This is a genomic window from Nocardioides montaniterrae (genome assembly GCF_054782655.1).
On record NZ_BAAGSB010000012.1, the window covers coordinates 58,364 to 84,040 of the forward strand.

General features: G+C 69.0%; 21 protein-coding genes and 1 tRNA gene. 17 read left to right on the top strand and 5 right to left on the bottom strand.

From position 1 onward, the window contains the following. Window positions 1-5: 5 nt before the first annotated feature. From trpC to pyk, 8 genes are all read left to right on the top strand, one after another. Window positions 6-794: an indole-3-glycerol phosphate synthase TrpC gene (gene trpC, locus ACYVJ3_RS14750; protein WP_460853811.1), complete on the top strand. Its 789-nt coding sequence runs from the start codon at window positions 6-8 to the stop codon at window positions 792-794. Further along, window positions 791-2,041, top strand: a complete 1,251-nt coding sequence (gene trpB / locus ACYVJ3_RS14755) for a tryptophan synthase subunit beta (protein ID WP_460853812.1) — start codon at window positions 791-793, stop codon at window positions 2,039-2,041. The genes trpC and trpB overlap by 4 nt, the downstream gene beginning before the upstream one ends. Then, a complete protein-coding gene (gene trpA, locus ACYVJ3_RS14760) occupies window positions 2,038-2,835 on the top strand; it encodes a tryptophan synthase subunit alpha (RefSeq protein WP_460853813.1) in 798 nt (265 codons plus the stop codon). Before trpB ends, trpA begins: the two co-directional genes overlap by 4 nt. Continuing rightward, the gene (locus tag ACYVJ3_RS14765) at window positions 2,828-3,427 is read left to right on the top strand and encodes an SCO family protein (protein ID WP_460853814.1); all 600 of its coding nucleotides are present in this window, start codon (window positions 2,828-2,830) and stop codon (window positions 3,425-3,427) included. Before trpA ends, ACYVJ3_RS14765 begins: the two co-directional genes overlap by 8 nt. Window positions 3,428-3,430: 3 nt before the next feature. Continuing rightward, a complete protein-coding gene (gene lgt / locus ACYVJ3_RS14770) occupies window positions 3,431-4,327 on the top strand; it encodes a prolipoprotein diacylglyceryl transferase (RefSeq protein ID WP_460853815.1) in 897 nt (298 codons plus the stop codon). A 145-nt stretch (window positions 4,328-4,472) separates the two neighbouring features. Beyond that, the gene (gltB, locus tag ACYVJ3_RS14775; protein WP_460853817.1) at window positions 4,473-9,035 is read left to right on the top strand and encodes a glutamate synthase large subunit; all 4,563 of its coding nucleotides are present in this window, start codon (window positions 4,473-4,475) and stop codon (window positions 9,033-9,035) included. Next, window positions 9,028-10,509, top strand: coding sequence for a glutamate synthase subunit beta (locus ACYVJ3_RS14780; RefSeq protein WP_460853818.1), 1,482 nt, complete (start codon window positions 9,028-9,030; stop codon window positions 10,507-10,509). Before gltB ends, ACYVJ3_RS14780 begins: the two co-directional genes overlap by 8 nt. Before the next feature lie 134 nt (window positions 10,510-10,643). Further along, window positions 10,644-12,107 carry a pyruvate kinase gene (pyk, locus tag ACYVJ3_RS14785; RefSeq protein ID WP_460853819.1) on the top strand — a complete coding sequence of 488 codons (1,464 nt, stop codon included), beginning with the start codon at window positions 10,644-10,646 and terminating at the stop codon, window positions 12,105-12,107. On the opposite strand, the gene ACYVJ3_RS14790 is transcribed toward pyk, so the two are convergent. Together ACYVJ3_RS14790 and ACYVJ3_RS14795 are read right to left on the bottom strand one after the other, a co-directional pair. Further along, on the bottom strand, window positions 12,104-12,853 hold the full coding sequence (locus ACYVJ3_RS14790; RefSeq protein WP_460853820.1) for a helix-turn-helix domain-containing protein: 750 nt from the start codon (window positions 12,851-12,853) through the stop codon (window positions 12,104-12,106). The genes pyk and ACYVJ3_RS14790 overlap by 4 nt on opposite strands. A 45-nt stretch (window positions 12,854-12,898) precedes the next feature. After that, a tRNA-Leu gene (locus ACYVJ3_RS14795) sits at window positions 12,899-12,974 on the bottom strand. Between the two features lie 70 nt (window positions 12,975-13,044). On the opposite strand from ACYVJ3_RS14795, the gene ACYVJ3_RS14800 reads away from it, so the two are divergent. The 7 genes from ACYVJ3_RS14800 (at window position 13,045) to ACYVJ3_RS14830 (ending at window position 19,457) form a co-directional block, all read left to right on the top strand. After that, window positions 13,045-13,638: an ANTAR domain-containing response regulator gene (locus ACYVJ3_RS14800; protein ID WP_460853821.1), complete on the top strand. Its 594-nt coding sequence runs from the start codon at window positions 13,045-13,047 to the stop codon at window positions 13,636-13,638. 160 nt (window positions 13,639-13,798) lie between these two features. Then, window positions 13,799-15,130, top strand: coding sequence for a branched-chain amino acid ABC transporter permease (locus tag ACYVJ3_RS14805; protein ID WP_460853822.1), 1,332 nt, complete (start codon window positions 13,799-13,801; stop codon window positions 15,128-15,130). A 10-nt stretch (window positions 15,131-15,140) separates the two neighbouring features. Continuing rightward, complete coding sequence (locus ACYVJ3_RS14810) at window positions 15,141-16,343, top strand: branched-chain amino acid ABC transporter permease (RefSeq protein WP_460853823.1); 1,203 nt, start codon at window positions 15,141-15,143, stop codon at window positions 16,341-16,343. Then, on the top strand, window positions 16,336-17,247 hold the full coding sequence (locus ACYVJ3_RS14815) for an ABC transporter ATP-binding protein (protein WP_460853824.1): 912 nt from the start codon (window positions 16,336-16,338) through the stop codon (window positions 17,245-17,247). Before ACYVJ3_RS14810 ends, ACYVJ3_RS14815 begins: the two co-directional genes overlap by 8 nt. Beyond that, complete coding sequence (locus ACYVJ3_RS14820; RefSeq protein ID WP_460853825.1) at window positions 17,244-17,993, top strand: ABC transporter ATP-binding protein; 750 nt, start codon at window positions 17,244-17,246, stop codon at window positions 17,991-17,993. The genes ACYVJ3_RS14815 and ACYVJ3_RS14820 overlap by 4 nt, the downstream gene beginning before the upstream one ends. 166 nt (window positions 17,994-18,159) lie before the next feature. Beyond that, window positions 18,160-18,702 carry a DUF6318 family protein gene (locus ACYVJ3_RS14825; protein ID WP_460853826.1) on the top strand — a complete coding sequence of 181 codons (543 nt, stop codon included), beginning with the start codon at window positions 18,160-18,162 and terminating at the stop codon, window positions 18,700-18,702. Between the two features lie 218 nt (window positions 18,703-18,920). Continuing rightward, window positions 18,921-19,457: a hypothetical protein gene (locus ACYVJ3_RS14830; RefSeq protein WP_460853827.1), complete on the top strand. Its 537-nt coding sequence runs from the start codon at window positions 18,921-18,923 to the stop codon at window positions 19,455-19,457. Between the two features lie 87 nt (window positions 19,458-19,544). On the opposite strand, the gene ACYVJ3_RS14835 is transcribed toward ACYVJ3_RS14830, so the two are convergent. Both ACYVJ3_RS14835 and ACYVJ3_RS14840 read right to left on the bottom strand, forming a co-directional pair. Further along, window positions 19,545-20,888, bottom strand: a complete 1,344-nt coding sequence (locus ACYVJ3_RS14835; protein ID WP_460853829.1) for an ABC transporter substrate-binding protein — start codon at window positions 20,886-20,888, stop codon at window positions 19,545-19,547. Between the two features lie 150 nt (window positions 20,889-21,038). Beyond that, window positions 21,039-21,827: an ABC transporter substrate-binding protein gene (locus ACYVJ3_RS14840; protein ID WP_460853830.1), complete on the bottom strand. Its 789-nt coding sequence runs from the start codon at window positions 21,825-21,827 to the stop codon at window positions 21,039-21,041. A 48-nt stretch (window positions 21,828-21,875) separates the two neighbouring features. Between ACYVJ3_RS14840 and ACYVJ3_RS14845 the strand changes: the two genes are divergently transcribed. Then, entirely contained in the window at window positions 21,876-22,439 is a 564-nt protein-coding gene (locus tag ACYVJ3_RS14845; protein WP_460853831.1) for a GNAT family N-acetyltransferase, read from the top strand. On the opposite strand, the gene ACYVJ3_RS14850 is transcribed toward ACYVJ3_RS14845, so the two are convergent. After that, window positions 22,408-22,821 carry a hotdog fold thioesterase gene (locus tag ACYVJ3_RS14850; RefSeq protein ID WP_460853832.1) on the bottom strand — a complete coding sequence of 138 codons (414 nt, stop codon included), beginning with the start codon at window positions 22,819-22,821 and terminating at the stop codon, window positions 22,408-22,410. The genes ACYVJ3_RS14845 and ACYVJ3_RS14850 overlap by 32 nt on opposite strands. Before the next feature lie 42 nt (window positions 22,822-22,863). Here ACYVJ3_RS14850 and polA point away from each other — a divergent pair, with 42 nt between their 5' ends. Further along, the gene (gene polA, locus ACYVJ3_RS14855; RefSeq protein ID WP_460853833.1) at window positions 22,864-25,542 is read left to right on the top strand and encodes a DNA polymerase I; all 2,679 of its coding nucleotides are present in this window, start codon (window positions 22,864-22,866) and stop codon (window positions 25,540-25,542) included. Window positions 25,543-25,677: the final 135 nt, after the last annotated feature.

A 25,677-nucleotide genomic window follows, 5' to 3' on the forward strand; every position in this document is an offset into this window, starting at 1 on the left:
ACGGCGTGAGTGACGTCCTGGCCCAGATCATCGCCGGCGCGCGCGAGGACCTCGCCGCCCGGGAGGCCGAGCTGCCGCTCGAGCAGCTGCGTGCGCGGCTGGCCGACGCCCCCGGCGTACGCGACCCGATGGCGGCGCTCCGAGCGCCCGGCAGCAGCGTGATCTCCGAGGTCAAGCGCAAGAGCCCGAGCAAGGGCGCGCTCGCCGACATCCCCGATCCCGCTGCGCTCGCCAAGGAGTACGCCGCCGGCGGCGCTGCCGCGATCAGCGTGCTCACCGAGCAGCGCCGGTTCGGCGGGAGCCTCGCCGACCTCCGCGCGGTCCGCGCGGCGGTCGACACCCCGATCCTGCGCAAGGACTTCATCGTCACCGAGTACCAGCTCGTCGAGGCGCGGGCCAACGGCGCCGACCTGGCGCTGCTGATGTGCTCGGCCATCACCGACGACGGTCAGCTCCGCACGCTGTTCGACGTCGCGACCGACCTCGGCCTGACCGTCCTGCTCGAGGTCCACGACGAGGAGGAGACGGCCCGCGCGGTCGCCCTGGGCGCTCCGCTGGTCGGCGTGAACGCGCGCAACCTCAAGACCCTCGAGATCCACAGCGACACCTTCGGGCGGCTCGCTCCACTCATCCCCGACGACCGGGTCAAGGTCGCCGAGTCCGGGATCTTCACCCCCGAGGACGTCAAGCGCTTCGTGTCCGAGGGCGCCCGCGCGGTGCTCGTCGGTGAGGCATTGGTCAAGGACGGCGCGCCCCGTGACGCCGTCGCAGCGATGACAGGAATCCAGGCATGAGTCTCGACAAGATCGACCCGACCAGCGCGTTCGGTGCCGACGCGGCCGGTTGGTTCGGCGGCGAGGGTGCCTTCGGTGGCAAGTTCATGCCCGAGGCGCTCATGGCCGCCCTCGACGAGCTCGACGCGGCCTGGCGCGAGGCGATGGCCGACCCCGCGTTCACCGGTGAGTTCGACCGCCTGCTCAAGGAGTACGCCGGCGTCCCGTCGATGCTCTACGACGCCACCCGCCTCAGCGAGCTGGCCGGCGCACGCATCCTGCTCAAGCGCGAGGATCTCAACCACACGGGTGCCCACAAGATCCGCAACGTGCTCGGCCAGGCGCTGCTGACCAAGCGGATGGGCAAGAAGCGCGTCATTGCCGAGACCGGCGCCGGCCAGCACGGCGTCGCGTCCGCGACCGCGGCCGCCTACCTCGGCCTGGACTGCACCGTCTACATGGGCCGCGTGGACACCGAGCGCCAGGCGCTCAACGTCGCGCGCATGCAGCTCCTCGGCGCCGAGGTGGTCCCGGTCGAGTCCGGCAGCGCCACCCTCAAGGACGCCATCAACGAGGCGCTCCGCGACTGGGTCAGCACGGTCGACCACACGGCGTACCTCTTCGGCACGGCCGCCGGCCCGCACCCGTTCCCGAGCCTGGTGCTCAGCTTCGTGCGCGGCATCGGCGACGAGGCGCGCCAGCAGTGCCTCGACCAGTACGGTGCCCTGCCCGACGCGATCGCTGCGTGCGTCGGCGGTGGCTCCAACGCGATCGGCCTGTTCGCCGGCTTCCTCGACGATCCGGAGGTCGCCATCTACGGCTTCGAGGCCGGGGGCGACGGCGTCGAGACCGGTCGCCACGCGTCCACGATCCATGCCGGCAGCATCGGCGTGCTGCACGGCGCCCGCACCTACGTCCTGCAGGACGAGGACGGCCAGACCGTCGAGTCGCACTCGATCTCCGCGGGCCTGGACTACCCGGGCGTCGGTCCCCAGCACTCCGCGCTGAGCGCGGCGGGCCGGGCGACGTACCTCCCCGTGACCGACGCCGAGGCGATGGCTGCCATGCGCACCCTCGCCCAGACCGAGGGCATCATCCCGGCGATCGAGTCGGCGCACGCCGTGGCGGGCGCGCTGCGGCTGGCGAAGGAGCGCCCGGGCCAGACGATCCTGGTGAACCTCTCGGGTCGCGGCGACAAGGACATGGGCACGGCGCTGGAGTACTTCGGTCTCGGCAACGCCGGCCCCAGCGCGGAGGAGCAGAAGTGACCAGCACCAGCACCGCCTTCGCGAAGGCGGCGGCCGAGGGCCGCAAGGCGCTCGTGGGCTACCTCCCGGCCGGCTTCCCCGACGTGGACGGCTCCATCACCGCGCTCAAGGCGATGGTCGACGCGGGCTGCGACGTCATCGAGATCGGGCTGCCCTACAGCGACCCGGTCATGGACGGCCCGATCATCCAGGCCGCCGCGCAGCAGGCGCTCGACGCCGGCGTCCGCGCCGAGGACGTGTTCCGCGTCGTCGAGGCCGTCGCCGCCACCGGTACGCCGACCCTGGTGATGACCTACTGGAACCCGGTCGAGCGCCATGGCGTCGACCGGTTCGCCCAGCGCCTGCTCGACGCCGGGGGAGCGGGCCTGATCACGCCCGACCTGACCCCCGACTACGCCCCCGAGTGGATCGCCGCGGCTGATGCGCGCGACCTCGACAAGGTCTTCCTCGTCTCGCCATCGAGCACCGACGAGCGGATCGCGATGACGACCGCGGCCAGCCGCGGCTTCGTCTACGCCACGGGGGTGATGGGGGTGACCGGCGGCAAGCAGGCGACGGCCGACGTCGTCGCGCCGCTCCTGGCCCGCACCAAGGCCACCACCGACCTGCCGGTCGGCGTCGGCGTCGGGGTCAGCACCGGCGCCCAGGCCAAGGAGCTCGCCCGCTACGCCGACGCGGTGATCGTCGGTTCGGCGTTCGTCCGTGCGCTGCTCGACAACGCCGGCGATCTCACCGCGGGCATCAAGGCGCTGACCGCGCTGACCGAGGAGCTGGCCGGGGGAGTCCGTGCGTAGGACCGTCACCGGCGTGGTCGCCGCGCTCGTCGCGACCCTGGTCCTCACCGCGTGCGGGGGAGGCCCGGGGGGATTCACCGGCCGCAAGCTGGAGAACCCGTGGCCGGCGCCCACCCAGGCGCTCACCGACACCGACGGGTCGGCGTACTCCCTGGCGAAGGACACCACCGACAAGAAGCTGACGCTGGTCTTCTTCGGCTTCTCCCACTGCCCGGACTTCTGCCCGCTGGTCATGAACAACATCGCCGCGGCCTTCAACCAGCTCGACGCCGCCGACCGTGCCCGGACCGGGATGGTCTTCGTGACCTCCGACCCGGCGCGCGACACCACCAAGGTGCTGCGCGCCTACCTCGACGGCTACAACAAGGACTTCATCGGCCTGACGGCGCCGATCGGCAAGATCATCACCGCGGCCAGCGCCCTGCACGTCTACGTCAACGACGGCAAGAAGCTGCCGAGCGGTGGCTACGATCTCGGCGGTCACTCGACCTTCGTCCTGGGACTCCAGGACGGCAAGGCCGACGTGATGTGGCAGGAATCGACCTCCGCCGCCCAGTTCGCCTCCGACATCCACTCCCTGCTCAAGGACTGATCCGTGGACCTGCTCTCCATCCCGAGCCCGTCACAGGGCGTGTGGCACCTCGGGTTCTTCCCGATCCGGGGCTACGCGCTCAGCATCATCGCGGGCATCGTCGCCGCGATCTGGATCGCCGAGCGGCGGTGGAAGGCACGCGGCGGCACGTACGGCGAGGTCCAGGACATCGCCATCTGGGCGGTCCCGTTCGGTCTGGTCGGCGGCCGGCTCTACCACGTGTGCACCGACTGGGAGAAGTACTTCGGCCACGGCCACAACCCGGTCACCGCCCTCTACATCTGGCGCGGCGGGCTCGGCATCTGGGGCGCGGTCCTCCTCGGCGCCCTCGGCGCCTGGATCGGCTGCCGCCACAAGGGGATCCGCTTCTCGGCCATGGCCGACGCGGTCGCGCCCGCGCTCCTGGTCGCCCAGGCGCTGGGACGCTGGGGCAACTGGTTCAACCAGGAGCTGTACGGCCGCCCGACCAAGCTGCCCTGGGGCCTGGAGATCGACACCGACCACCTGCAGTGCCGGGTGAACGGGCTGCCGACCGAGGGCGCGAGCTGCTACGCCGCCAACGGCGGGCCCTACCCCCAGGACGTGCTGTTCCACCCGACCTTCCTCTACGAGTGCCTGTGGAACCTGGCGGGCTTCGCCCTGCTCATCTGGCTGGAGCGCAAGCTCCGTCTCGGCTGGGGTCGCACCATGGCGGCGTACGTGATGATCTACACCGTCGGCCGCTTCTGGATCGAATATCTGCGGGTGGACAACGTCCAGCTGAACGATGTTCTCGGACTGCGGTTCAACGACTGGGTCTCGATCGTGTGCTTCCTGGGCGGGGCGGCCTTCCTCTGGAGGTCCCGCAAGCGGCATCCGGGGCCACAGACCGAGGTGTACCTCACGCCCGCTGGCGAATAGCGAAGCGCGTCGTACGCCGGCGCGGTGGTAATCTGACGCTTCCGCCGCGTGGGCCAGTGTTGTCCCTAGCGCCCCACCTTCTCCCACCTCCGACGTCCAATCGCGCCGGATCCAGGCGGGAGACGTAGTCGACGGGAGAACTCTGGTGCCCTACCAGCACTCGTTCCCACCGCCGGAGGGTCTTTACGACCCGCGTCACGAGAAGGACGCCTGTGGCGTCGCCTTCGTCGCGACCCTGACCGGAGAAGCCAGCCACGACATCGTGGCCAAGGCCCTGACCGCCCTGCGCAACCTCGACCACCGAGGTGCCGCTGGCGCCGAGCCCAACTCGGGTGACGGCGCGGGCATCCTGCTCCAGGTTCCGGACACGTTCCTCCGAGCCGTCGCTGCCGACGAGGGCTTCGAGCTCCCGGCCGCCGGCTCCTACGCCGTGGGCACGGCCTTCCTGCCCGGCGACGACGCGCAGGTCGCCAAGACCCGCGAGCAGATCGAGGGCATCGCCGCCGAGGAGGGCCTCACGGTCCTCGGCTGGCGCGAGGTCCCGGTCAACCCCGAGATCCTCGGCGTCATGGCGCGCGACGTCATGCCGGCCTTCGTGCAGCTGTTCGTGGCTGCCGAGGGCAAGCAGGGCATGGAGCTCGAGCGCCTCGCCTTCTGCCTGCGCAAGCGGGCCGAGCGCGAGACGGACGTCTACTTCCCGTCGCTGTCCAGCCGCACGCTGGGCTACAAGGGCATGCTCACCACCGAGCAGCTCGACGAGTTCTTCCCCGACCTGCGCGACGAGCGGATGGCCTCGGCCATCGGTGTGGTGCACTCGCGCTTCTCGACGAACACGTTCCCGAGCTGGCCGCTGGCGCACCCGTTCCGCTTCATCGCGCACAACGGTGAGATCAACACCGTCATGGGCAACCGCAACTGGATGCGGGCCCGTGAGGCCCTGCTGGCGTCGGAGAACATCCCCGGCGACCTCGAGCGGCTCTTCCCGATCTGCACCCCGGGCGCCTCGGACTCCGCGTCCTTCGACGAGGTCCTCGAGCTGCTCCACCTGGGTGGCCGCAGCCTCCCGCACTCGGTCCTGATGATGATCCCGGAGGCGTGGGAGAACCACACCGAGATGGATCAGGCCAAGCGCGACTTCTACGCCTTCCACTCCTCGATGATGGAGCCGTGGGACGGCCCCGCGTCGGTCGTCTTCACCGACGGCACCCAGATCGGCGCGGTCCTCGACCGCAACGGCCTGCGCCCCTCGCGCTTCTGGGTCACCGACGACGGCCTGGTCGTGATGGCCTCCGAGGCCGGCGTGCTCGACGACATCGCCCCCGAGAAGGTCGTCCGCAAGGGCCGCCTGCAGCCGGGCAAGATGTTCCTGGTCGACACCGTCGAGCACCGGATCGTCGAGGACGAGGAGATCAAGTCCACCCTCGCCGCCGAGCACCCCTACGGCGAGTGGCTGCACGCCGGGATGGTCCACCTCGACGACATCCCCGAGCGCGAGCACATCGTGCACACGCACGCCTCGGTCACCCGCCGCCAGCAGATCTTCGGCTACACCGAGGAGGAGCTGCGGGTCATCCTGTCGCCGATGGCGAACACCGGTGGTGAGGCGCTCGGCTCGATGGGCACCGACTCGCCGATCGCCGCGCTGAGCGACAAGCCGCGCCTGCTGTTCGACTACTTCGCGCAGCTGTTCGCCCAGGTCACCAACCCGCCGCTGGACGCCATCCGCGAGGAGCTCGTCACCTCGCTGTACGGCTCGATCGGCCCGGAGTCCAACCTGCTCGAGCCGACGCCCGCGTCGTGCCGCCAGGTGGTGCTGCCGTTCCCGGTCATCTCCAACGACGACCTGGCCAAGATCCGCCACATCAACCGCGAGGGCGACATGCCCGGCTTCGTCACCCACGTCTCGCGTGGTCTGTACGACGTCGAGGGTGGCGGCACCGCGATGGCGGCCCGCATCGACGAGATCTGTGCCGAGGTCTCGGCCGCGATCGCCGACGGTGCGCGCATCATCGTGCTCTCCGACCGCCACTCGACCGCCGAGCTCGCGCCGATCCCGTCGCTGCTGCTCACCGCCGCGGTCCACCACCACCTGGTCCGCGAGAAGACCCGCACCCAGGTGGGCCTGCTGGTCGAGGCCGGCGACGTCCGCGAGGTCCACCACGTGGCCCTGCTGGTCGGCTACGGCGCTGCCGCGGTCAACCCGTACCTCGCCATGGAGTCCGTCGAGGACCTCGCTCGCGAGGGCTACTTCGTCAAGGCCGAGGCCGACGTCGCGGTCAAGAACCTGATCAAGGCGCTCGGCAAGGGCGTCATGAAGGTGATGTCCAAGATCGGCGTGAGCACGGTGGCGTCGTACACCGGTGCGCAGATCTTCGAGTGCCTGGGCCTGTCCCAGGAGGTCGTGGACAAGTACTTCACCGGCACCACCTCCAAGCTCGGCGGCATGTCGCTGGACCAGATCGCCCAGGAGGTCGCCGCGCGTCACGCGAAGGCGTACCCGCCGGCCGGCATCGCTCCCTCGCACCGCGAGCTCGAGATCGGTGGCGAGTACCAGTGGCGTCGTGAGGGTGAGCCGCACCTGTTCAACCCGGAGACGGTCTTCCGCCTCCAGCACTCCACCCGCACCGGTCGCTACGACATCTTCAAGCAGTACACCTCCCTGGTCGACGAGCAGTCCGAGCGGCTGATGACGCTGCGCGGCCTGTTCAAGTTCAAGGACGCCGCTGCGCTCGGCCGCACCCCGATCGACATCTCCGAGGTCGAGTCGGTCGAGTCGATCGTCAAGCGCTTCAGCACCGGCGCGATGTCCTACGGCTCCATCTCCAAGGAGGCGCACGAGAACCTCGCGATCGCCATGAACCGGCTGGGCGCCAAGTCCAACACCGGTGAGGGCGGCGAGGACCCGGACCGCCTCTACGACCCGGAGCGTCGTTCGTCGATCAAGCAGGTCGCCTCGGGTCGCTTCGGCGTCACCTCGGAGTACCTCACCAACGCCGACGACATCCAGATCAAGATGGCGCAGGGCGCCAAGCCCGGCGAGGGCGGCCAGCTGCCCGGCAACAAGGTGTACCCCTGGGTCGCCAAGACCCGGCACAGCACGCCGGGCGTGGGCCTCATCTCCCCGCCGCCGCACCACGACATCTACTCGATCGAGGACCTCGCCCAGCTGATCCACGACCTGAAGAACGCCAACCCGGCGGCTCGGGTCCACGTCAAGCTGGTCTCCGAGGTCGGTGTCGGCACGGTCGCCGCGGGTGTCTCCAAGGCCCACGCGGACGTCGTCCTGGTCTCCGGCCACGACGGTGGAACCGGTGCCTCGCCGCTCACCTCGCTCAAGCACGCCGGTGGACCCTGGGAGCTCGGTCTCGCCGAGACCCAGCAGACCCTGCTGCTCAACGGCCTGCGCGACCGGATCGTCGTCCAGACCGACGGCCAGCTCAAGACCGGTCGTGACGTCGTCATCGCCGCCCTGCTGGGCGCCGAGGAGTTCGGCTTCGCGACCGCTCCGCTGGTCGTGTCCGGCTGCATCCTGATGCGCGTGTGCCACCTCGACACCTGCCCCGTGGGCGTCGCCACACAGAACCCGGTCCTGCGTGAGCGCTTCAACGGCAAGCCGGAGTTCGTGGTGAACTTCTTCGAGTTCATCGCCGAGGAGGTCCGCGAGATCCTCGCCGAGCTGGGCTTCCGCTCCATCGAGGAGGCCGTCGGCCAGGTCGAGGCGCTCGACACGCTCGACGCGATCAGCCACTGGAAGGCCGCCGGGCTCGACCTGGCGCCGATCCTGCACAAGGTCGACGTCGCGCAGACGCACTTCCCCGACCAGGACATCCGCAACACCGGTGTCCAGGACCACGGGCTGGAGAAGTCGCTCGACATGACCCAGCTGGTCCCGCTGGCGCAGGCCGCGATCGAGAACGGCGAGCCCTTGCGCGCCCAGCTCCCGATCCGCAACGTCAACCGCACCGTCGGCACGATCCTCGGTCACGAGGTCACCAAGAAGTACGGCGGCGCCGGTCTCCCCGACGGCACGATCGACATCACCTTCAACGGCTCGGCCGGCAACTCCTTCGGTGCGTTCCTGCCGCAGGGCATCACGCTGCGCATCGAGGGTGACGCCAACGACTACGTCGGCAAGGGCCTCTCGGGCGGTCGCATCGCGATCCGTCCCGACCGTGCCTCGACGTTCAAGGCGAACGAGAACATCATCGCCGGCAACACCATCGGCTACGGCGCGACCTCGGGTGCGTTGTTCATCCGTGGCGGCGTGGGCGAGCGGTGCTGCGTGCGCAACTCGGGTGCCTCGGTCGTCACCGAGGGCGTGGGCGACCACGGCTGCGAGTACATGACCGGTGGTCGTGTGGTCGTCCTGGGCAAGACGGGCCGCAACTTCGCGGCCGGCATGTCCGGTGGCATCGCCTGGGTGCTGGACTTCAAGGAGTTCCGCGCGAACAAGGAGCTCGTCGAGCTGCGTCCGGTCGCCCCCGAGCACATCGATGAGCTCAAGGCCCTGGTCACCCAGCACTTCGAGGAGACCGAGTCCGAGGTCGCCGGCGAGCTGCTGGCCGACTGGGACGCGGCGCTCACCCGCTTCACCGAAGTCATGCCCCGCGACTACCGCCTCGTGCTCGAGGCCAAGGCTGCTGCCGAGGCCGAGGGTCTGGACGAGGACGCGATCGCCAACCGGATTATGGAGGTGCTCCATGGCTGACCCGAAGGGCTTCCTCAAGGAGGGCCGCCAGGTCGCGACCCGTCGTCCCGTCGACGAGCGGGTGGCGGACTGGAACGAGGTCTACCCCGACGGTGGGATCGGCCGCACGCTGCTGCCGATCATCACCACGCAGGCGAGCCGTTGCATGGACTGCGGCATCCCGTTCTGCCACCAGGGCTGCCCGCTGGGCAACATCATTCCCGAGTGGAACGACCTGGTCTGGCGCAACGACTGGGAGGCCGCCATCGAGCGGCTGCACGCGACCAACAACTTCCCGGAGTTCACCGGTCGCCTCTGCCCTGCCCCGTGCGAGACCGCCTGCGTCCTGGGCATCAACCAGGACCCGGTGACGATCAAGAACATCGAGGTCTCGATCATCGACAAGGCCTGGGAGTCGGGCTTCGTCCGGCCCGAGGAGGCCGAGTGGCAGTCGGGCAAGACCGTCGCCGTCATCGGCTCCGGTCCGGCCGGTCTGGCCGCCGCCCAGCAGCTCACCCGTGCCGGTCACACCGTGGCCGTCTACGAGCGGGCCGACCAGCCCGGTGGCCTGCTGCGCTACGGCATCCCCGAGTTCAAGATGGAGAAGTCGCAGGTCGACCGTCGCCTCCAGCAGATGAGGCGCGAGGGCACGGTCTTCCGCACCGGCGTCGAGGTCGGCCAGGGCAACCTGACCGCCGACGCGCTGCGTGACCGGTACGACGCCGTCGTGCTGGCCATGGGCTCGACGGTCGCCCGCGACCTGCCGGTCCCCGGCCGGGAGCTCGGTGGCATCCACCAGGCGATGGAGTTCCTCCCGCAGGCCAACCGGGTCGCCCGTGGCGAGACCGTCGAGGGTCAGATCCGTGCCGACGGCAAGAACGTCGTCATCATCGGTGGCGGTGACACGGGCGCCGACTGCCTCGGCACCTCGATCCGCCAGGGCGCCGCGTCGATCACCCAGCTCGAGATCATGCCGCGCCCGGCCGACTCCGACGGCCAGGCGGCGAACCGCCCGGCCGGCCAGCCGTGGCCGACGTACCCGATGATCTACCGCGTCTCTTCGGCCCACGAGGAGGGTGGCGAGCGCGTGTACGCCACCTCGACCGTCGAGTTCCTCGGCGACGAGGCCGGCAACGTCCGCGCGCTCAAGGTCACCGAGGCCGGTCCCGACTTCAAGCCCGTCGAGGGCACCGAGCGGGAGATCCCCGCCGAGCTGGTCCTCTTCGCGATGGGCTTCGTCGGCCCGGAGAAGGCCGGTCTGGTCGAGCAGCTCGCCGTCGAGCTGGACGAGCGCGGAAACATCAAGCGCGACAAGGACTACGCGACCTCGGTCGAGGGTGTCTTCGTCGCCGGTGACGCCGGCCGTGGTCAGTCGCTCATCGTCTGGGCGATCGCCGAGGGCCGCTCCGCCGCCGCCGCGGTGGACAAGTACCTCACCGGTTCGACCAACCTGCCCGCTCCGATCCCGCCGACGGCCCGTCCGTTGATGGTCTGAGCCACGCAGCGATCACCACGAGGACCCAGCCGTTCACGGCTGGGTCCTCGTGCTTTCGGGGCACGCGGAGACCGTTACCCGCCAGTACGCCGCCGGCTGCCCGCGCCGTGCCCCACACCACTAGGCTCACAGACGTGAGACGAGCGAAGATCGTGTGCACCATCGGCCCGGCAACCAGCTCGGAGGAGAAGATCCGCGAGCTGGTCGCCGCCGGCATGAACGTCGCACGGCTGAACATGAGCCACGGCAGCCACGAGCAGCACGCCGAGGTTTACCAGCGCGTGCGCGACGCGGCCGCTCTCGCCCGCAAGGCGGTCGGCATCTTCGCCGACCTCCAGGGACCGAAGATCCGCCTCGAGCGGTTCTCCGGAGGACCGGCCCAGCTGACGCAGGGTCAGCGCTGGACGATCACCACCCGCGATGTCGACGGCAACGCCGAGATCAGCGGTACGACGTACAAGGGCCTGCCCGGTGACGTCCGCCCCGGTGACCCGATCCTGATCGACGACGGCAAGGTCCGCCTGCGGGTGCTCGAGGTCTCCGACACCGACGTGGTCACCGAGGTCGAGGTGGCCGGCAAGGTCAGCAACAACAAGGGCATCAACCTGCCCGGCGTCGCGGTCTCCGTGCCGGCGCTCTCCGAGAAGGACACCGACGACCTGCGCTTCGCGCTCCGTCTCGGCGTCGACTTCGTCGCCCTGTCCTTCGTGCGCAGCGCCGCCGACGCCGAGGACGTGCGCGCGATCATGCGCGAGGAGGGCGTCTTCGTCCCCGTCATCGCCAAGATCGAGAAGCCGCAGGCGATCGACAACCTCGACGAGATCGTCCGTGCCTTCGACGGCTTCATGGTCGCGCGTGGCGACCTCGGCGTGGAGATGCCGCTGGAGGAGGTGCCCTTCCTGCAGAAGAAGGTCATCGTCGCCGCACGCCGCAACGCCAAGCCCGTCATCGTCGCCACCCAGATGCTCGAGTCGATGATCGCCAGCCCGGCGCCCACCCGCGCGGAGGCCAGCGACGTGGCCAACGCCGTGCTCGACGGTGCCGACGCCGTGATGCTCTCCGGCGAGACGGGCGTGGGGGAGTACCCCATCGTCACGGTCGAGACGATGGCCCGGATCATCGAGGCCACCGAGGAGCACGCGCTCGTCGATCGCAACTTCAGCCGCTTCGGGCGGATCAGCTGGCAGCCCAAGAGCCGCGGCGGCATCATCACCAAGGCGGCCGAGGAGGTCGCCCAGCGTGTCGAGGCGCAGCTCATCGTTGCCTTCACCCAGTCCGGCGACTCCGCCAAGCGCCTCTCCCGACTGCGCAGCGGCATCCCGGTGCTGGCGTTCACCCCGCTCGACAAGGTCTGCTCGCAGCTGGCCCTCACCTGGGGCGTCGAGGCCTTCAAGACCCAGATGGTCGAGCACACCGACGAGATGGTCCGCCAGGTCGACGAGGAGCTGCTGCGCATCGGCCGCGTCCAGGAGGGCGACCTCGTCGTCATCGTCGCGGGCTCCCCGCCCGGCATCCCCGGCTCGACCAATGCCCTGCGCATCCACCGCATGGGCGACGCGATCAACGAGCTCGCGCCGGCGTACAAGCGCCGCAGCTAGGTCTTCGAACCGATCAGCCCGTCGAGCAGCGCGACGGCCTCGCGTCGGCTCACGCTGATCACGCGCGGATTGGACTGTCGCCACGCCACGCCGACAAGGTCGAGCGCCCAGCAGCACAGCTCGCGAATGTCAGCAGATGCATTGACGAACTGCCAGCGCGGATACCAGTACGTCTTCGGCTCGCCTCCGATCAACTTGGTCGTGGAGTTCATGACGCGGCAGCCGTCGGAGTGGAACAGCCCGCGCAGGAACGGTTCCGGGTGCTGCTCGACGATGGAGCGCTGCCAGTTCTCGAGTGCGATCAGCCGTTCGTGCTTGCGGCCCGGGCCGTGCTGCGGGAAGAGGCAGGGCCAGTGCTGCCAGTTCGAGGTCACGTCGATCGCGCCAGGCTTCCTGGCGTGGAAGACCTTCGCGTGCGGGCGCATCGCCCGGACGCATTCGGTCACGTCGTCGATGACCCGCGACTGGGTCGCGTCGCAGGTGATGCGCAGACAGTAGAAGCGGTGGTTCCTCGAGATGTGCCCATCGCCGAGGTAGAAGCCGAGCAGGGCTGAGTACGCCGCGGTATCCAGCTGCTCGTCTCCGCATGTCGGGCAATCGGCCATGCGCAAGCGGAGGGCGTCTGGTCGGCGGTGCCACTTGAGCAGCGTCGACACCGGAACACCCAGCTCGCGGCTGATCGCGCGCCACGACGAGCCCGCGGCACGCAGCGCGGCCGCGTGGTCCCGAGTGTCCTGACCGTGCACCGACTGATCGTCACACCCGGCACCGACATCGGTGATCGGATGATTTGGTGCCCCGGGTGGGATTCGAACCCACACTGGATGTGGTTTGAGCACATGGTCTCTGCCGTTGGACTACCGGGGCTCCAGCCCTCAAAACCTACCGTCTCGGCGACGCCTGACGTGCAGCGGCGTCCGCCCGATAGCCTTGCCCCGTGACCGAGACGCCGACGCCCCGCACCGTGGTCATCGCGGAGGACGAGACGCTGATCCGGATGGATCTGGCCGAGATGCTCGAGGAGGAGGGCTACTCCGTCGTCGGACAGGCCGGAGACGGCCAGAAGGCGATCGAGCTCGCCGAGCAGCTCCGCCCCGACCTCGTGATCCTGGACGTGAAGATGCCCGTCCTGGACGGCATCGCCGCCGCCGAGTCGATCGCTGGGCGCCGGATCGCCCCGGTCGTCATGCTCACCGCCTTCTCCCAGCGCGACCTGGTCGAGCGGGCGCGCGAGGCCGGCGCGATGTCCTACATCGTCAAGCCGTTCAGCCAGACCGACCTGGTGCCGGCGATCGAGATGGCGGTGAGCAGGTACGCCGAGATCGCCCAGCTCGAGGCCGAGGTCGAGGACCTCAAGGACCGGCTGGAGACCCGCAAGGCGGTCGACCGCGCCAAGAGCGTCCTCCAGGAACAGCTGGCGATCAGCGAGCCGGATGCGTTCCGCTGGATCCAGAAGACCGCCATGGACCTGCGCATGTCGATGCGCGAGGTCGCCGAGGGCGTCGTCAACCACGGCGTCCCCGGCACCTGATCTCGTTCGGGTAACGACTTCATAAGGGATGGCCTGCTGATCGCGGCCACGCCGCGTGAGGGTGTGGCGCGAAACACGCCGACCCCTAGACTGCCGAGCAGTAGAGGCAGGAGGGCCTTCCTTGACCAGTCGCGAGCCGCATCGCTCCAGGGCTGCACAGGTGACGGTGAGCGCGATGCTGCTCGCCATCCTCGGTGCGTTCCTGGCACTCGTCACACCAGCGCCGTCGTACGCCGCCGACCCGCCGGTCTGCAGCCAGACACTGACCTCCGCCTGCATCCAGGGAACGCTCATCGTTCGCCTGGGGAAGCAGCAGCGCAAGGCGATCGATGGCGTCACCGTCGAGCTGACCACCCCCTCGGGCAAGACCGAGACCGTCCAGACCGACGCCGACGGCAAGTGGATGTTCAACGTCGCCGAGGAGGGTGACTTCCACGTCTCCCTCGACGACAGCACGTTGCCCAGCGGCATGGCCGTCCAGGGGAACAACAACGCCACCGTGCACATCAAGTTCGGCACGATCTCGGCGAACTCCGCCTCCTTCAGCATCAATGCCGACGGCTACGACCCCCACAAGCAGGACAAGAGCGCCGCGATCATGCAGGGGGTGTGGCTCGGTCTGGTCTTCGGCCTGCTGCTCGCCCTGGCCTCGATGGGCGTCTCCCTGATCTACGGCACCACCGGCATGTCGAACTTCGCCCACGGCGAGCAGGTCACGCTCGGCGGTGTGCTCGGGTGGCTGCTGTGCAACAACGGTGTCTTCGGGTTGGACCCGATGCCATTGCTGCCGGGCGGGATCCTGGTGGTCCTGATCTGTGCCGCGACCGGCTGGATCCAGGACCGGTTCGTCTGGCAGCCCCTGCGGCGCCGCGGCCTGGGCCTGATCCAGCTGATGATCGTCAGCATCGGCCTCTCGCTGGCGCTGCTGTACTTCTACCAGCTGCTCATGTCGACCGACACCAAGCAGATCACCAAGTCGCCGCCGACCGCGCACTACATCCTCGGGGGCAGGGTCGCCTGGACCTCGCAGTCGCTGGTGGCGGTGCTGATCTCGCTGGCGATCATCGCCGGCATCGGGCTGGCGTTGATGAAGACCCGGCTCGGCCGGGCTACCCGGGCGGTCTCCGACAACCCGGCGCTCGCCTCGGCCTCCGGCATCGACACCGACAAGGTCATCCGCCTGGTGTGGACCGTCGCGATGGGCCTGGCGGGACTGTCCGGCTTCCTCTACGCGCTGGTCATCCAGAACGGCATCACCGCGCTCACCGGCTCGCAGATCCTGCTGCTGCTGTTCGCGGCGGTCACCCTCGGTGGGCTCGGCACCGCCTTCGGGGCGCTGGTGGGCTCGCTGGCGATCGGTCTGATCGCGCAGGTGGTGCCGACGCTCGGCGTACCCGACGACCTCAAGTACGCCACGGCGATGCTGCTCATGATCCTGATGTTGCTGTTCCGGCCGCAGGGTCTCCTCGGCAAGGCCCAGCGGGTCGGTTAGGAGAACCACGATGGATGTACTGCACTCGATCCTGACCGATGTTGTCCGTGAGGGCATCGGAGCCAAGACGGCGGCGATCGTCATCGTCGTCATCGGGCTCAACGTCCACTTCGGATTCACCGGCCTGCTGAACATGGGCCAGGCCGGCTTCATGCTGCTCGGCGGCTACGGCTTCGCCATCTCCATCGGCCACGGGCTGCCGTTCGTGGTGGCGATGCTGGTGGGCTTCGGGCTGGCCACCGTCTTCGCGCTGATCCTGGGCTTCTCAGCCCTCAAGCTCAGAGGCGACTATCTCGCCATCGTGACGATCGCGGCGGCCGAGGTCATCAAGATCCTCGGCAACTCCGAGCGGTTCAAGAGCCTCACCGGCGGCTCGCTCGGCTACCGCAGCAACAACTACGACCCCGAGTTCCTCAAGCTGTCCTTCTTCCCGCACTACAAGTCGTGGACCCTGCTGTCGTTCAACTACGCCGACGTCTCGACCAGCACGGCCTTCCAGCTGTTCGGGTGGTTCGTCATCCTGCTGATCGCCGCCGGCATCGTGCTCACCGTGCGCAAGGTGCGTGCGGGCCGGGCGAAGGCGCTGCTGCTCGTGGGCGAGGCCGTGGTGCTGCTGCTGGCCACGTTGTTCATGTTCCCGCTGACCGAGCTGTCGACCGGCGACTCGAGCGACAGCGGCCGGATCGTCTCCTCCACCGGCTGGTGGATCGTGTTCATCGCCTGGTGCCTGGTCGCGGTCTCGACCGTGATCGTCTACCTGCTCACCCGCAGCCCCTGGGGCCGGATGCTCAAGGGCATCCGGGAGGACGAGGACGCCGTACGCTCGCTCGGCAAGAACGTCTTCCTGGTCAAGCTGCAGGCGCTCATCATCGGCGGTTGCTTCGGTGCCCTGGGCGGCATGGTCTACGCACTCGCGCTGGGCGCGATCAAGGCCGACGACCAGGCACGACCGATGACCTTCCTGTGCTACACCGCGCTGCTCATCGGTGGAGCCGCCACGCTGCTCGGGCCGGTCATCGGACCGGTCCTGTACTTCATGGGCCAGTGGCTGATCGAGGGCATCGTGAAGAACTACGTGCCGGACAACATCCTCAACGACCAGCAGGCCGAGCCCACGGCGTACGTCGTCATGGGCATCGTGCTGATGCTGCTGGTGATCTTCAGACCACAGGGCGTCTCCGGCGACAAGAGGGAGCTGCAGTTCAATGTTTGATGCAGAGCGCGTTCCCGGTGGCAAGAAGCCGGACCCGATCCTCACGGTCGACAAGATCACCCGCCAGTTCGGTGGCGTGACCGCGGTCGACGTCGAGCACCTCGAGGTCCAGCGCGGGGTGATCACCGCGTTGATCGGCCCCAACGGCGCCGGTAAGACCACGTTCTTCAACCTGATGACGGGCTTCGACACCCCGACGTCGGCGGGCAAGGGCGCGGCCTGGAGCTTCGACGGCAAGGCGATGAGTCGCACGGCCGCCTCCTCGATCGCCCGGGCAGGGATGGTGCGTACGTTCCAGCTGACCAAGGCGCTGTCCCGGATGACGGTGCTGGAGAACATGCTGCTCGGGGCCAAGGACCAGCCGGGGGAGCGGCTCGTCACCTCGCTGTTCCCGCCGCTGTGGCGCAAGCGCGAGGCCGAGATCCACGACAAGGCCCACGAGCTCCTCGCCCGCTTCAAGCTCGACACGAAGGTCGACGACTACGCCGGCAGCCTCTCGGGCGGTCAGCGCAAGCTGCTCGAGATGGCGCGAGCGCTGATGGGCGACCCGCGGATGATCATGCTCGACGAGCCGATGGCCGGGGTGAACCCGGCGCTGACACAGTCGCTGCTCGGTCACATCCAGTCCCTGCGCGACGACGGCATGACGGTCCTGTTCGTCGAGCACGACATGCACGTCGTCCGGCACATCTCCGACTGGGTCGTGGTGATGGCCGAGGGGCGGATCGTCGCCGAGGGGCCGGCCGACAGCGTGATGTCGGACCCCGCCGTCGTCGACGCCTACCTCGGTGCCCACCACGACACCGACCTGGCCGACCTCGACTACGAGGAGATCGAGCAGGAGGTCGCCGCCGAGGCGGCCGAGGTCGAGAGCTCGTCGGAGCCGGCGGAGGAGAACGCATGAGCACCCAGCCCCTGATCGAGGTCGACAACGTCGTCGCCGGCTACATCCCGGGGGTCGACATCCTCCGCCAGTGCAGCCTGGTCGCCTACCCCGGCGAGATGGTCGGCATCATCGGCCCCAACGGCGCCGGCAAGTCGACGCTGCTCAAGGCCATGTTCGGCCTGGTCAAGGTCCACTCCGGCACCGTCCGGCTGGGCGATCGCGACATCACCAACCTGCGAGCCAACAAGCTGGTGCAGATGGGGGTCGGGTTCGTCCCGCAGACCAACAACGTCTTCCCCTCGCTGAACATCGAGGAGAACCTGTTGATGGGTCTCTACCTGCGGCCCAAGAAGGCGCGGGAGCGGCTCACGGCGATGTGGGACCTGTTCCCCAACCTCCACGAGCGCCGCACCCGGATGGCCGGCGCGCTGTCCGGTGGCGAGCGGCAGTCGCTGGCGATGGCCCGGGCGCTGATGATGGAGCCGGACGTGCTCCTGCTCGACGAGCCGTCGGCGGGCCTCTCGCCGGTGCGCCAGGACGAGACCTTCATCCGGACCAAGCAGATCAACCAGACCGGCGTCAGCGTCGTCATGGTCGAGCAGAACGCACGGCGCTGCCTGCAGATCTGTGACCGCGGCTACGTCCTGGACCAGGGCCGCGACGCCTACACCGGCACCGGTCAGGAGCTGGCCAAGGACCCGAAGGTCATCGAGCTCTACCTCGGCACGCTCGCCGCCGACGTCGACGCCGAGCGCAAGGCCTAGAACTCCGTGCCGCGGCGTCTGGGCCGTCGGTGATCAGCGGGGAGGATCTGGTGCACCTGGTGGCTCAGATCCTCCCGGACGGTGTTGTCCACAGGCGGACATCGGCCCGGTGGCGCGACCACGCCTCCCGGCGTAGGTTCCGAGTACCTCATTCTCGGGAGGCTCCATGAAGTCCTTGGTCGCTGCGCTCACCCTGCTGCTGTCGCTCACGCTTGCCGGATGCGGTGGCGGCTCTGGCCCTGTTGACCCGCCGTCGTCGATCTCCAGTACGCCGACTCCGACGTCGACGGCTCCGGCGGCGCCCACTCCGCCGGTCGGGACGTACGACCGGACCAAGGCCGGTGTCATCAAGTTCGCGAAGTACTACTGGACTGTCGTCGACTACTCGCTCACAACCGGCGATACCAACCCGCTCAAGGCGCTCGAACACAAATGTGCCGCATGCGAAGCGGGGCGTAAGTGGATACAGGCGGTGTACAGGCGCGGTGGCCGGGTGACCGGCGGGCGTCACGTTCCAAGCCGGTTCCATGCGCTCGCATTCGCGCCGGACGGTAGTGGCCTGTCGCTTCGGATGATGACGACTGCGCAGCGGGTGTCGGGTGCCGGTTCGATGGATGGCGTCTGGCCGGTTACGCACCATTCATTCACGATGCGGATCGACGCGGTGAATGCGTCGTGGCGTGTGACCGAGTGGCGAATCCTTCAATGAAGGCTGGCGTGGGTGCGGCCGTTGCGGTCGCCCTGGTGCTTGCGTTCTGCTGGCCGGCCGCCGGTCAGCCGCATGTCAAGCCAGGCCCCAAGTCGTTCGACGCAGCGGCGAACGGCGGGAATCATTCAGTCCTGGTACCGCACGGTTCCAGTGGAGGTTCGCCAGCCGATGTGACGCTGACCAGTTGGGTTCCTTGCGACGCAAACTGTCGGTCTGACATGTGTCGCATCCACCAGGTCGCGGTCTACGGCACCGTGTCCGGTTCGACACAGCAGATCTGCCTGGGCCACAAGACGGTCGTGACGGCCGCCGCGGTGGCGAACGCGTTCCGGCGGATCGGCGTACCGACGCCTGCGCTGCACATCCAGCCGGTGAAGGGCCGGACCCTGGTGAACTTCAGGACCAACTTCTACGCGACCGGGGGAGCGGCGTACACGCGGACGCTGACCTTGCTCGGTCAGCGCGTGCAGCTCCGTATCAGCGTCGAGGAGTACGACTTCCGCTTCGGCGACGGTGCTGACCTGGTCAGCGCGCAGCCGGGTGGGAAGTACCCGCGGCTGGTCAACACCCACGAGTACCTCCGCAAGGGTGTGGTGCATCCGAGCCTGAGCACGACGTGGCAGGCGCGCTACCGCGTGGGCGGCGGCGCATGGCAGGACGTCGTGGGCACTGTCACGGCGACCGGGCCACCCCAGCGTCTCGAGGTCACCACGGCGACACCGGTCCTGGTGGACCCGTACGACCACGCCTCGTAGCCGAGCTGCTGCGAGGAGTCCTGCTCCTCACGCACTGCGGCCCCGGACCTCTCGGTCCGGGGCCGCCGTGGCGTTGCGGGTGTGGCGTCAGCCGACGGAGCCCTGGACCGTCGTGGTCAGGACGTCCTTGTTGTTGTGGTCGTACTTGTAGACACCGATGTACGCCGAGGACGGGTCGTTGTCCTTGTTGAACGGACCGATCGCCGAGGGACCGGTGTAGTGGATGTCGCCCGACTTGAGCGCGGTCAGGCACTCGGCCACGGTCTTGCAGACCGTGCCGTCGCCGACGCCGGAGACCGAGGCCATGTTCTTCTGGATGGTCACCGAGTCGTTGGCCCCGCCCTTGGCCGCGGCGAGGATGGCCAGCATCGTGGCGTCGTAGGACTCAGCGGCGTAGGAGTAGTCGTCCAGGCCCTTGCCGTTGGCCATCTTGTACCAGTCGGAGACGTGCTTCTTGAACTCCGCGCTGGCGTCGGCGCCGGGGATGGTGCCCTGCGCGCCCTCGAGGACGCCCGGGTCGAAGTCCTTGCTGTAGTCGGCGGTGTTGCCGTCGGTCATGTAGACCTTCGACATGTCCCAGCCCTGCTTCTTGAGCTCGGGCAGGATCGACTTGGTCTGGTCGAAGGCGATGACCACGACGGCGTCGGGGTTGGTCGCCAGCGCGGCCGAGACCTGCGAGGAGAAGTTCGTCTCGGACGGGGCGAACTCCTGGCCGTCGCCCTTGCAGCCGTAGGTGCACTGCGCGTTGCCGGCCTCGATGGTCTTCTGCACGTTGTCGCGCAGGCCGGTGCCGTAGTCGTCCTCGAAGACCAGGAACGCGACGCGCGACGCGCCGTCCTGGGTGATCAGGGAGCCGAGCGCCGAGCCCTGGACCGAGTCCGGCGGGGCGGTGCGGAAGTAGAACGGCGAGGCGCCCGAGAGGCTCGGCGAGGTGTTCGCGCCGGAGATCTCGACCGTCTTGTGGGCGTCGAAGTAGTCGACGACGTTGAGCGAGACGCTGGACGAGGCGGCGCCGATGACGACCTGGTCACCGTTGGCGACGAGGGTCTTGGCGCTCTTGCTGGAGACGCCGAGGTGGTCGGAGTCGCTGGAGTCCTGCAGGTCGTAGCAGATCTTCTTGCCGTTGACGCCGCCCGCAGCGTTCGCGTCGGAGATGGCGGCACCGACGCCGGCGATCTCCGGGGGCTCCAGGAAGGCGAGCGAGCCGGTGATCGGCAAGATGGCGCCGACCCGCAGGGAGTCCTTGTCGCCGGTCTTGCACTTGTCGTTGGTCAGCGCGCCCGAGGGGACCGCAGCCGAGGACGACGTGCCGTCGCTGCTGTTGTCCTTCGCGTCGTTGGACTTGTTGCTGCCGCAGGCGGTGAGCGAGAGGCTCAGCAACGCCGTGCCCGCCATGACCTTGATCCAGGTCGGAGGAGTTTGACGATTCACGTGGGTGGACCCCTTCAATTCGTGAGTTGGATCCGGTGCCCTGGAACGGGTCCCGAATGCTTCGCACGCTAGGGCTACGGCACTCCCGGGTCACGCGTCGCGCGACCGTCGTCACCAAACCGTTATCGGCCTGAGAGCGGCCGGTCCGCTCTACGAGGCCTTGAAGTAGCGGTCGTAGATCGTGTTGTACGTGCCGTCCTCGTGCATGTCCTGCAGCGCCCCGTCGATGTCGGTGATGAGCTGGTCGTTGCCCGGCTTGGCAGCGATGCCGTACTCCTCGTTGGTGTCGTAGGTCTGCACCACGGCGTACGTGCCGTCCTTGGCGTGGACCAGGTTGGTGGGCAGGTCCTCCAGCAGCGCGTCGACGGTCCCGGCCTGCAGCGCGCTGAAGGCGTCGGCATCGTTGGCGTAGGTGATCGCGATGGCGTCAGGAGCGTTCGTCGCGGCGTACTCCTTGCCGGTGGTGCCGGCCTGCACGCCGACCCGCTTGCCCTCGAGGTCCTTGAGGCTCGTGATCGGGCTCCGGCTCGGGACCAGGAGGGACTGCTGGGTGGTGTAGTAGCCGTCGGAGAACGCGAGGTGCTTCTTGCGCTGGGCGTTGATCGACATCGCCGACGCGGCGATGTCGCAGTCGCCCGCGGCGAGGGTCGCCCCGCCGGCCAACGGGTCGAACGAGGTGCTCTTGATCGCCAGGTGGAGATCGAGCCGCTTGGCGATCTCGGTGACGATGTCGATGTCGAAGCCCGCGAAGCCGCTCGCCGTGTGGGAGTCGGCCATCTCGAAGGGTGCGAACGGAACCGCCGTGCACACCGTGAGGGTGCCGGCCTTGATCACGCGGGCACCGGTCCGGGTGACGCTGGGGCCGGGGGAGGAGCAGGAGGAGACGGTCAGCGCGGCGACGGCGGCCAGGGCGAGAACGGCCGGGCGGGGCTTGGGCATGGGGGCGACTCTAGACGGGCTTCCCGCCCGGGGGCGTAACCTGCAGCCATGAACCGTACGCCGCTCCTGACGCGGGATGCGCGCCGTGAGGACGCCCCGGCGCTGGCCGATCTGTGGAGCGACGTCCTGCGTCGCGTCGACCGGTCCGAGCAGGTGGCCGACCTGGAGCTGGTGATCAAGCAGGCGGCGGTCTCGCCGGAGGAGCGCCTGGTCGTCGTCGAGCAGGACGGCAAGGTCGCCGGAGCGGTGTACCTCCGCCTGACGACCGCGTCGCCGATCAACCTCGAGCCGTGCGTGCAGACGGTGCAGCTGCGGGTCCGGGCGGACTGCCGCCACCGCGGCGTGGGCCACGCGCTGGTCGAGGCATCGCTGGCCTTCGCCGAGGAGAACGGGCTCCTGCACGTCACCGCCGCGGTCCCGTCGACCTCGCGCGACGCCAACCGGTTCCTCGCGCGCCTCGGCTTCGGTCCGGCCGCCACGATCCGGGTCGCCTCGACGGCCGCGGTCCGTCAGCGCATCTCACCCCAGGGGTTGGGCGGGCGCAACAAGGTCCTCGCCGCGCGCCGCTCCCAGCGTCGGATCACGCAGGGCGGTCGAGCAGCGCGCACGTGATGCGCGAGGTGCAGACCCGCTTGCCGCGCTCGTCGGTGATCACGACCTCGTAGACCGCGCTCGTGCGTCCGAGGTGGGCCGGGGTCGCCGTACCGGTGACGGTGCCGGAGGTGGCCGACCGGTGGTGGGTGGCGTTGATGTCGACACCCACGGCGATCCGGCCCTCGCCCGCGTGCAGCGCCGAGCCGATCGAGCCGAGCGTCTCGGCCAGGACCACGGACGCGCCGCCGTGCAGCAGGCCGTAGGGCTGCGTGTTGCCGTCGACCGGCATGGTGCCGACGACCCGCTCCGCAGAGGCCTCGATGATCTCGACACCCATCTTCTCGTTCAGCGCTCCGCGCGTCTCGGTCATGTACGCCGCCAGGTCGCTCGCTTCAGCCATGCTCTGCAACGTACTGTCCGTGCCGGTCGATAGGGTCACGGGGTGTCCCGGCTGCTGCTCCTCGATGGTCACTCGCTCGCCTACCGCGCGTTCTTCGCGCTGCCGGTCGAGAACTTCTCGACGTCGACCGGTCAGCACACCAATGCGGTCTACGGCTTCACCTCGATGCTCATCAACGTGCTGCGCGACGAGCAGCCGACCCACGTCGGCGTCGCCTTCGACGTCTCGCGGCAGACCTTCCGGTCCGAGGAGTACGCCGAGTACAAGGCCAAGCGCAACAAGACCCCCGGTGAGTTCAGCTCCCAGCTGCCGCTGATCGAGGACGTGCTCTCGGCGCTGCGGATCCCGTTCCTCAAGGTGCCGGGCTTCGAGGCCGACGACATCATCGCCACCCTCGTGACGCGCGCGCTCGCGGACGACCCCGACATGGAGGTCCTGATCCTCACCGGCGACCGCGACTCGCTGCAGCTGGTGACCGACCGCTCGACGGTGCTCTACCCGATGCGCGGCGTCTCGGACCTCGCGCGGATGACGCCGGCGGCGGTCGAGGCCAAGTACGGCGTACCGCCGCAGCGCTACCCCGAGCTCGCCGCCATCGTCGGAGAGGTCTCCGACAACCTGCCCGGTGTGCCCGGCGTCGGTGCGGGCTTCGCGGCCAAGTGGATCAACCAGTACGACGGCCTCGACAACGTGATCACCCACGCCGACAAGATCACCGGCAAGAAGGGCGAGTCGCTGCGCGAGCACCTCGCCGACGTGATCCGCAACCGCCGCCTCAACGCCCTGGTCACCGACCTCGACCTGGAGAGGTCGCCGGCCGAGCTGATCGTGCAGCCGTGGGACCGCCACGAGGTGCACACGCTGTTCGACTCCCTGGAGTTCCGGGTCCTGCGCGACCGGCTCTTCGAGACGCTCACGTCCGAGGAGGACGTCGTCGAGGGTGAGGGCTTCACCATCGAGACCACCGTCCTCGGGGCCGGCGAGGTCGGCCCGTGGCTCGAGGCCGCCGGCACCGAGCGGGTGGGCCTGCACGTCAGGGGCGCCTGGGGCAGCGGCACCGGCCGCGTCGACGGCATCGCCTTCGCGCTCGCCGAGGGCGGCGCCGCCTACCTGACGCCCGAGACGCTCACGCCCGAGGACGAGTCCGCCCTGGCCGGCTGGCTCGCCGACGCGACCAGGCCCAAGGTGCTGCACGACGCCAAGGGCCCGATCCTGGCGTTCGCGGCCCATGGCTGGAAGCTCGACGGCCTGGTCAGCGACACCGCGCTCGCGGCCTACCTCGTGCGACCCGACCAGCGCTCCTACGACCTGGCCGACCTCAGCGTGCGCTACCTCAAGCGCGAGCTGAAGGTCGAGCAGGAGGACGAGCAGGCCTCGCTCTTCGGCGACGACGACGCCGATGCCGGCGCCGCCGCGCTGCACGCCCGGGCCGTGCTCGACCTCGCCGAGGCGCTGGACGACGCGGTCGAGGAGCACGGCGGCACCTCGCTGCTGCGCGACGTCGAACTGCCGCTGCTCGGCCTGCTCGCCGAGCTCGAGCAGACCGGCATCGCCGTCGACCTCGAGCACCTCGGTGCGCTGGAGTCGCAGTTCGGTGAGCTGGTCCGCTCGGAGGCGGAGGCGGCGTACGCCGTGATCGGGAAGGAGATCAACCTCGGCTCGCCCAAGCAGCTGCAGGTGGTCCTCTTCGACGAGCTCGGCATGCCCAAGACCAAGCGCACCAAGACCGGCTACACCACCGACGCCGACGCGCTGCAGGGGCTGTACGTCAAGACCGAGCACCCGTTCCTCGCGCACCTGCTGCGCCACCGGGAGGTCATCCGGCTGCGCCAGACCATCGAGGGCCTGCTCAAGACCGTCCAGCCCGATGGCCGGATCCACACGACCTTCAACCAGACCATCGCGGCGACCGGGCGCCTGTCGTCGACCGACCCGAACCTGCAGAACATCCCCGTCCGCACCGAGGAGGGGCGCCGGATCCGTGAGGCGTTCACCGTCGGAAGCAGCGGGTCCGGCGCTTGGGACTCGTTGATGACGGCCGACTACAGCCAGATCGAGATGCGGATCATGGCGCACCTCTCCGAGGACGCCGTGCTGATCGAGGCGTTCAAGTCCGGCCAGGACTTCCACACCATCACCGCCCGCCGGGTGTTCGACGTTCCCGACGACGTAGCGGTCACCTCCGAGCAGCGCGCCAAGATCAAGGCGATGAACTACGGCCTGGCCTACGGCCTGTCCGCGTTCGGGCTGTCCCAGCAGCTCGGCATCGAGCCGGGCGAGGCGCGGGTCCTGATGGACGACTACTTCCTGACCTTCGGCGGCATTCGCGACTACCTCGCCGAGGTCGTCGACGAGGCCCGCCGTACCGGCTTCACCGAGACGATCATGGGCCGCCGTCGCTACCTGCCCGACCTCACCTCCGACAACCGCCAGCGCCGCGAGATGGCCGAGCGGATGGCGCTGAACGCGCCGATCCAGGGCTCCGCGGCCGACCTGATCAAGGTCGCCATGCTCAACACCCGCGCGGCCATGGAGAGCGCGGGGATGCGCTCGCGGATGCTGCTCCAGGTCCACGACGAGCTCGTGCTCGAGGTCGCGTCCGGCGAGCGCGACGCCCTCGAGGCGCTGGTCCGCGAGCAGATGGGATCAGCCGCCGAGCTGGCCGTCCCGCTCGACGTCTCCGTCGGCACTGGCAGCTCGTGGCACGAGGCAGCCCACTGAGGTCTCGACCCGTCCTCGCCCAGCAGTGATGCCCAGGCAGTTGGTTTCGAAGCTCCTATTGAGTCAAGGCGGGGTAGAGCTCGCGGATGATGGCTCGTTTGAGGAGGCGGAGGGCGTCGCGTCGGGTCTTGCCTC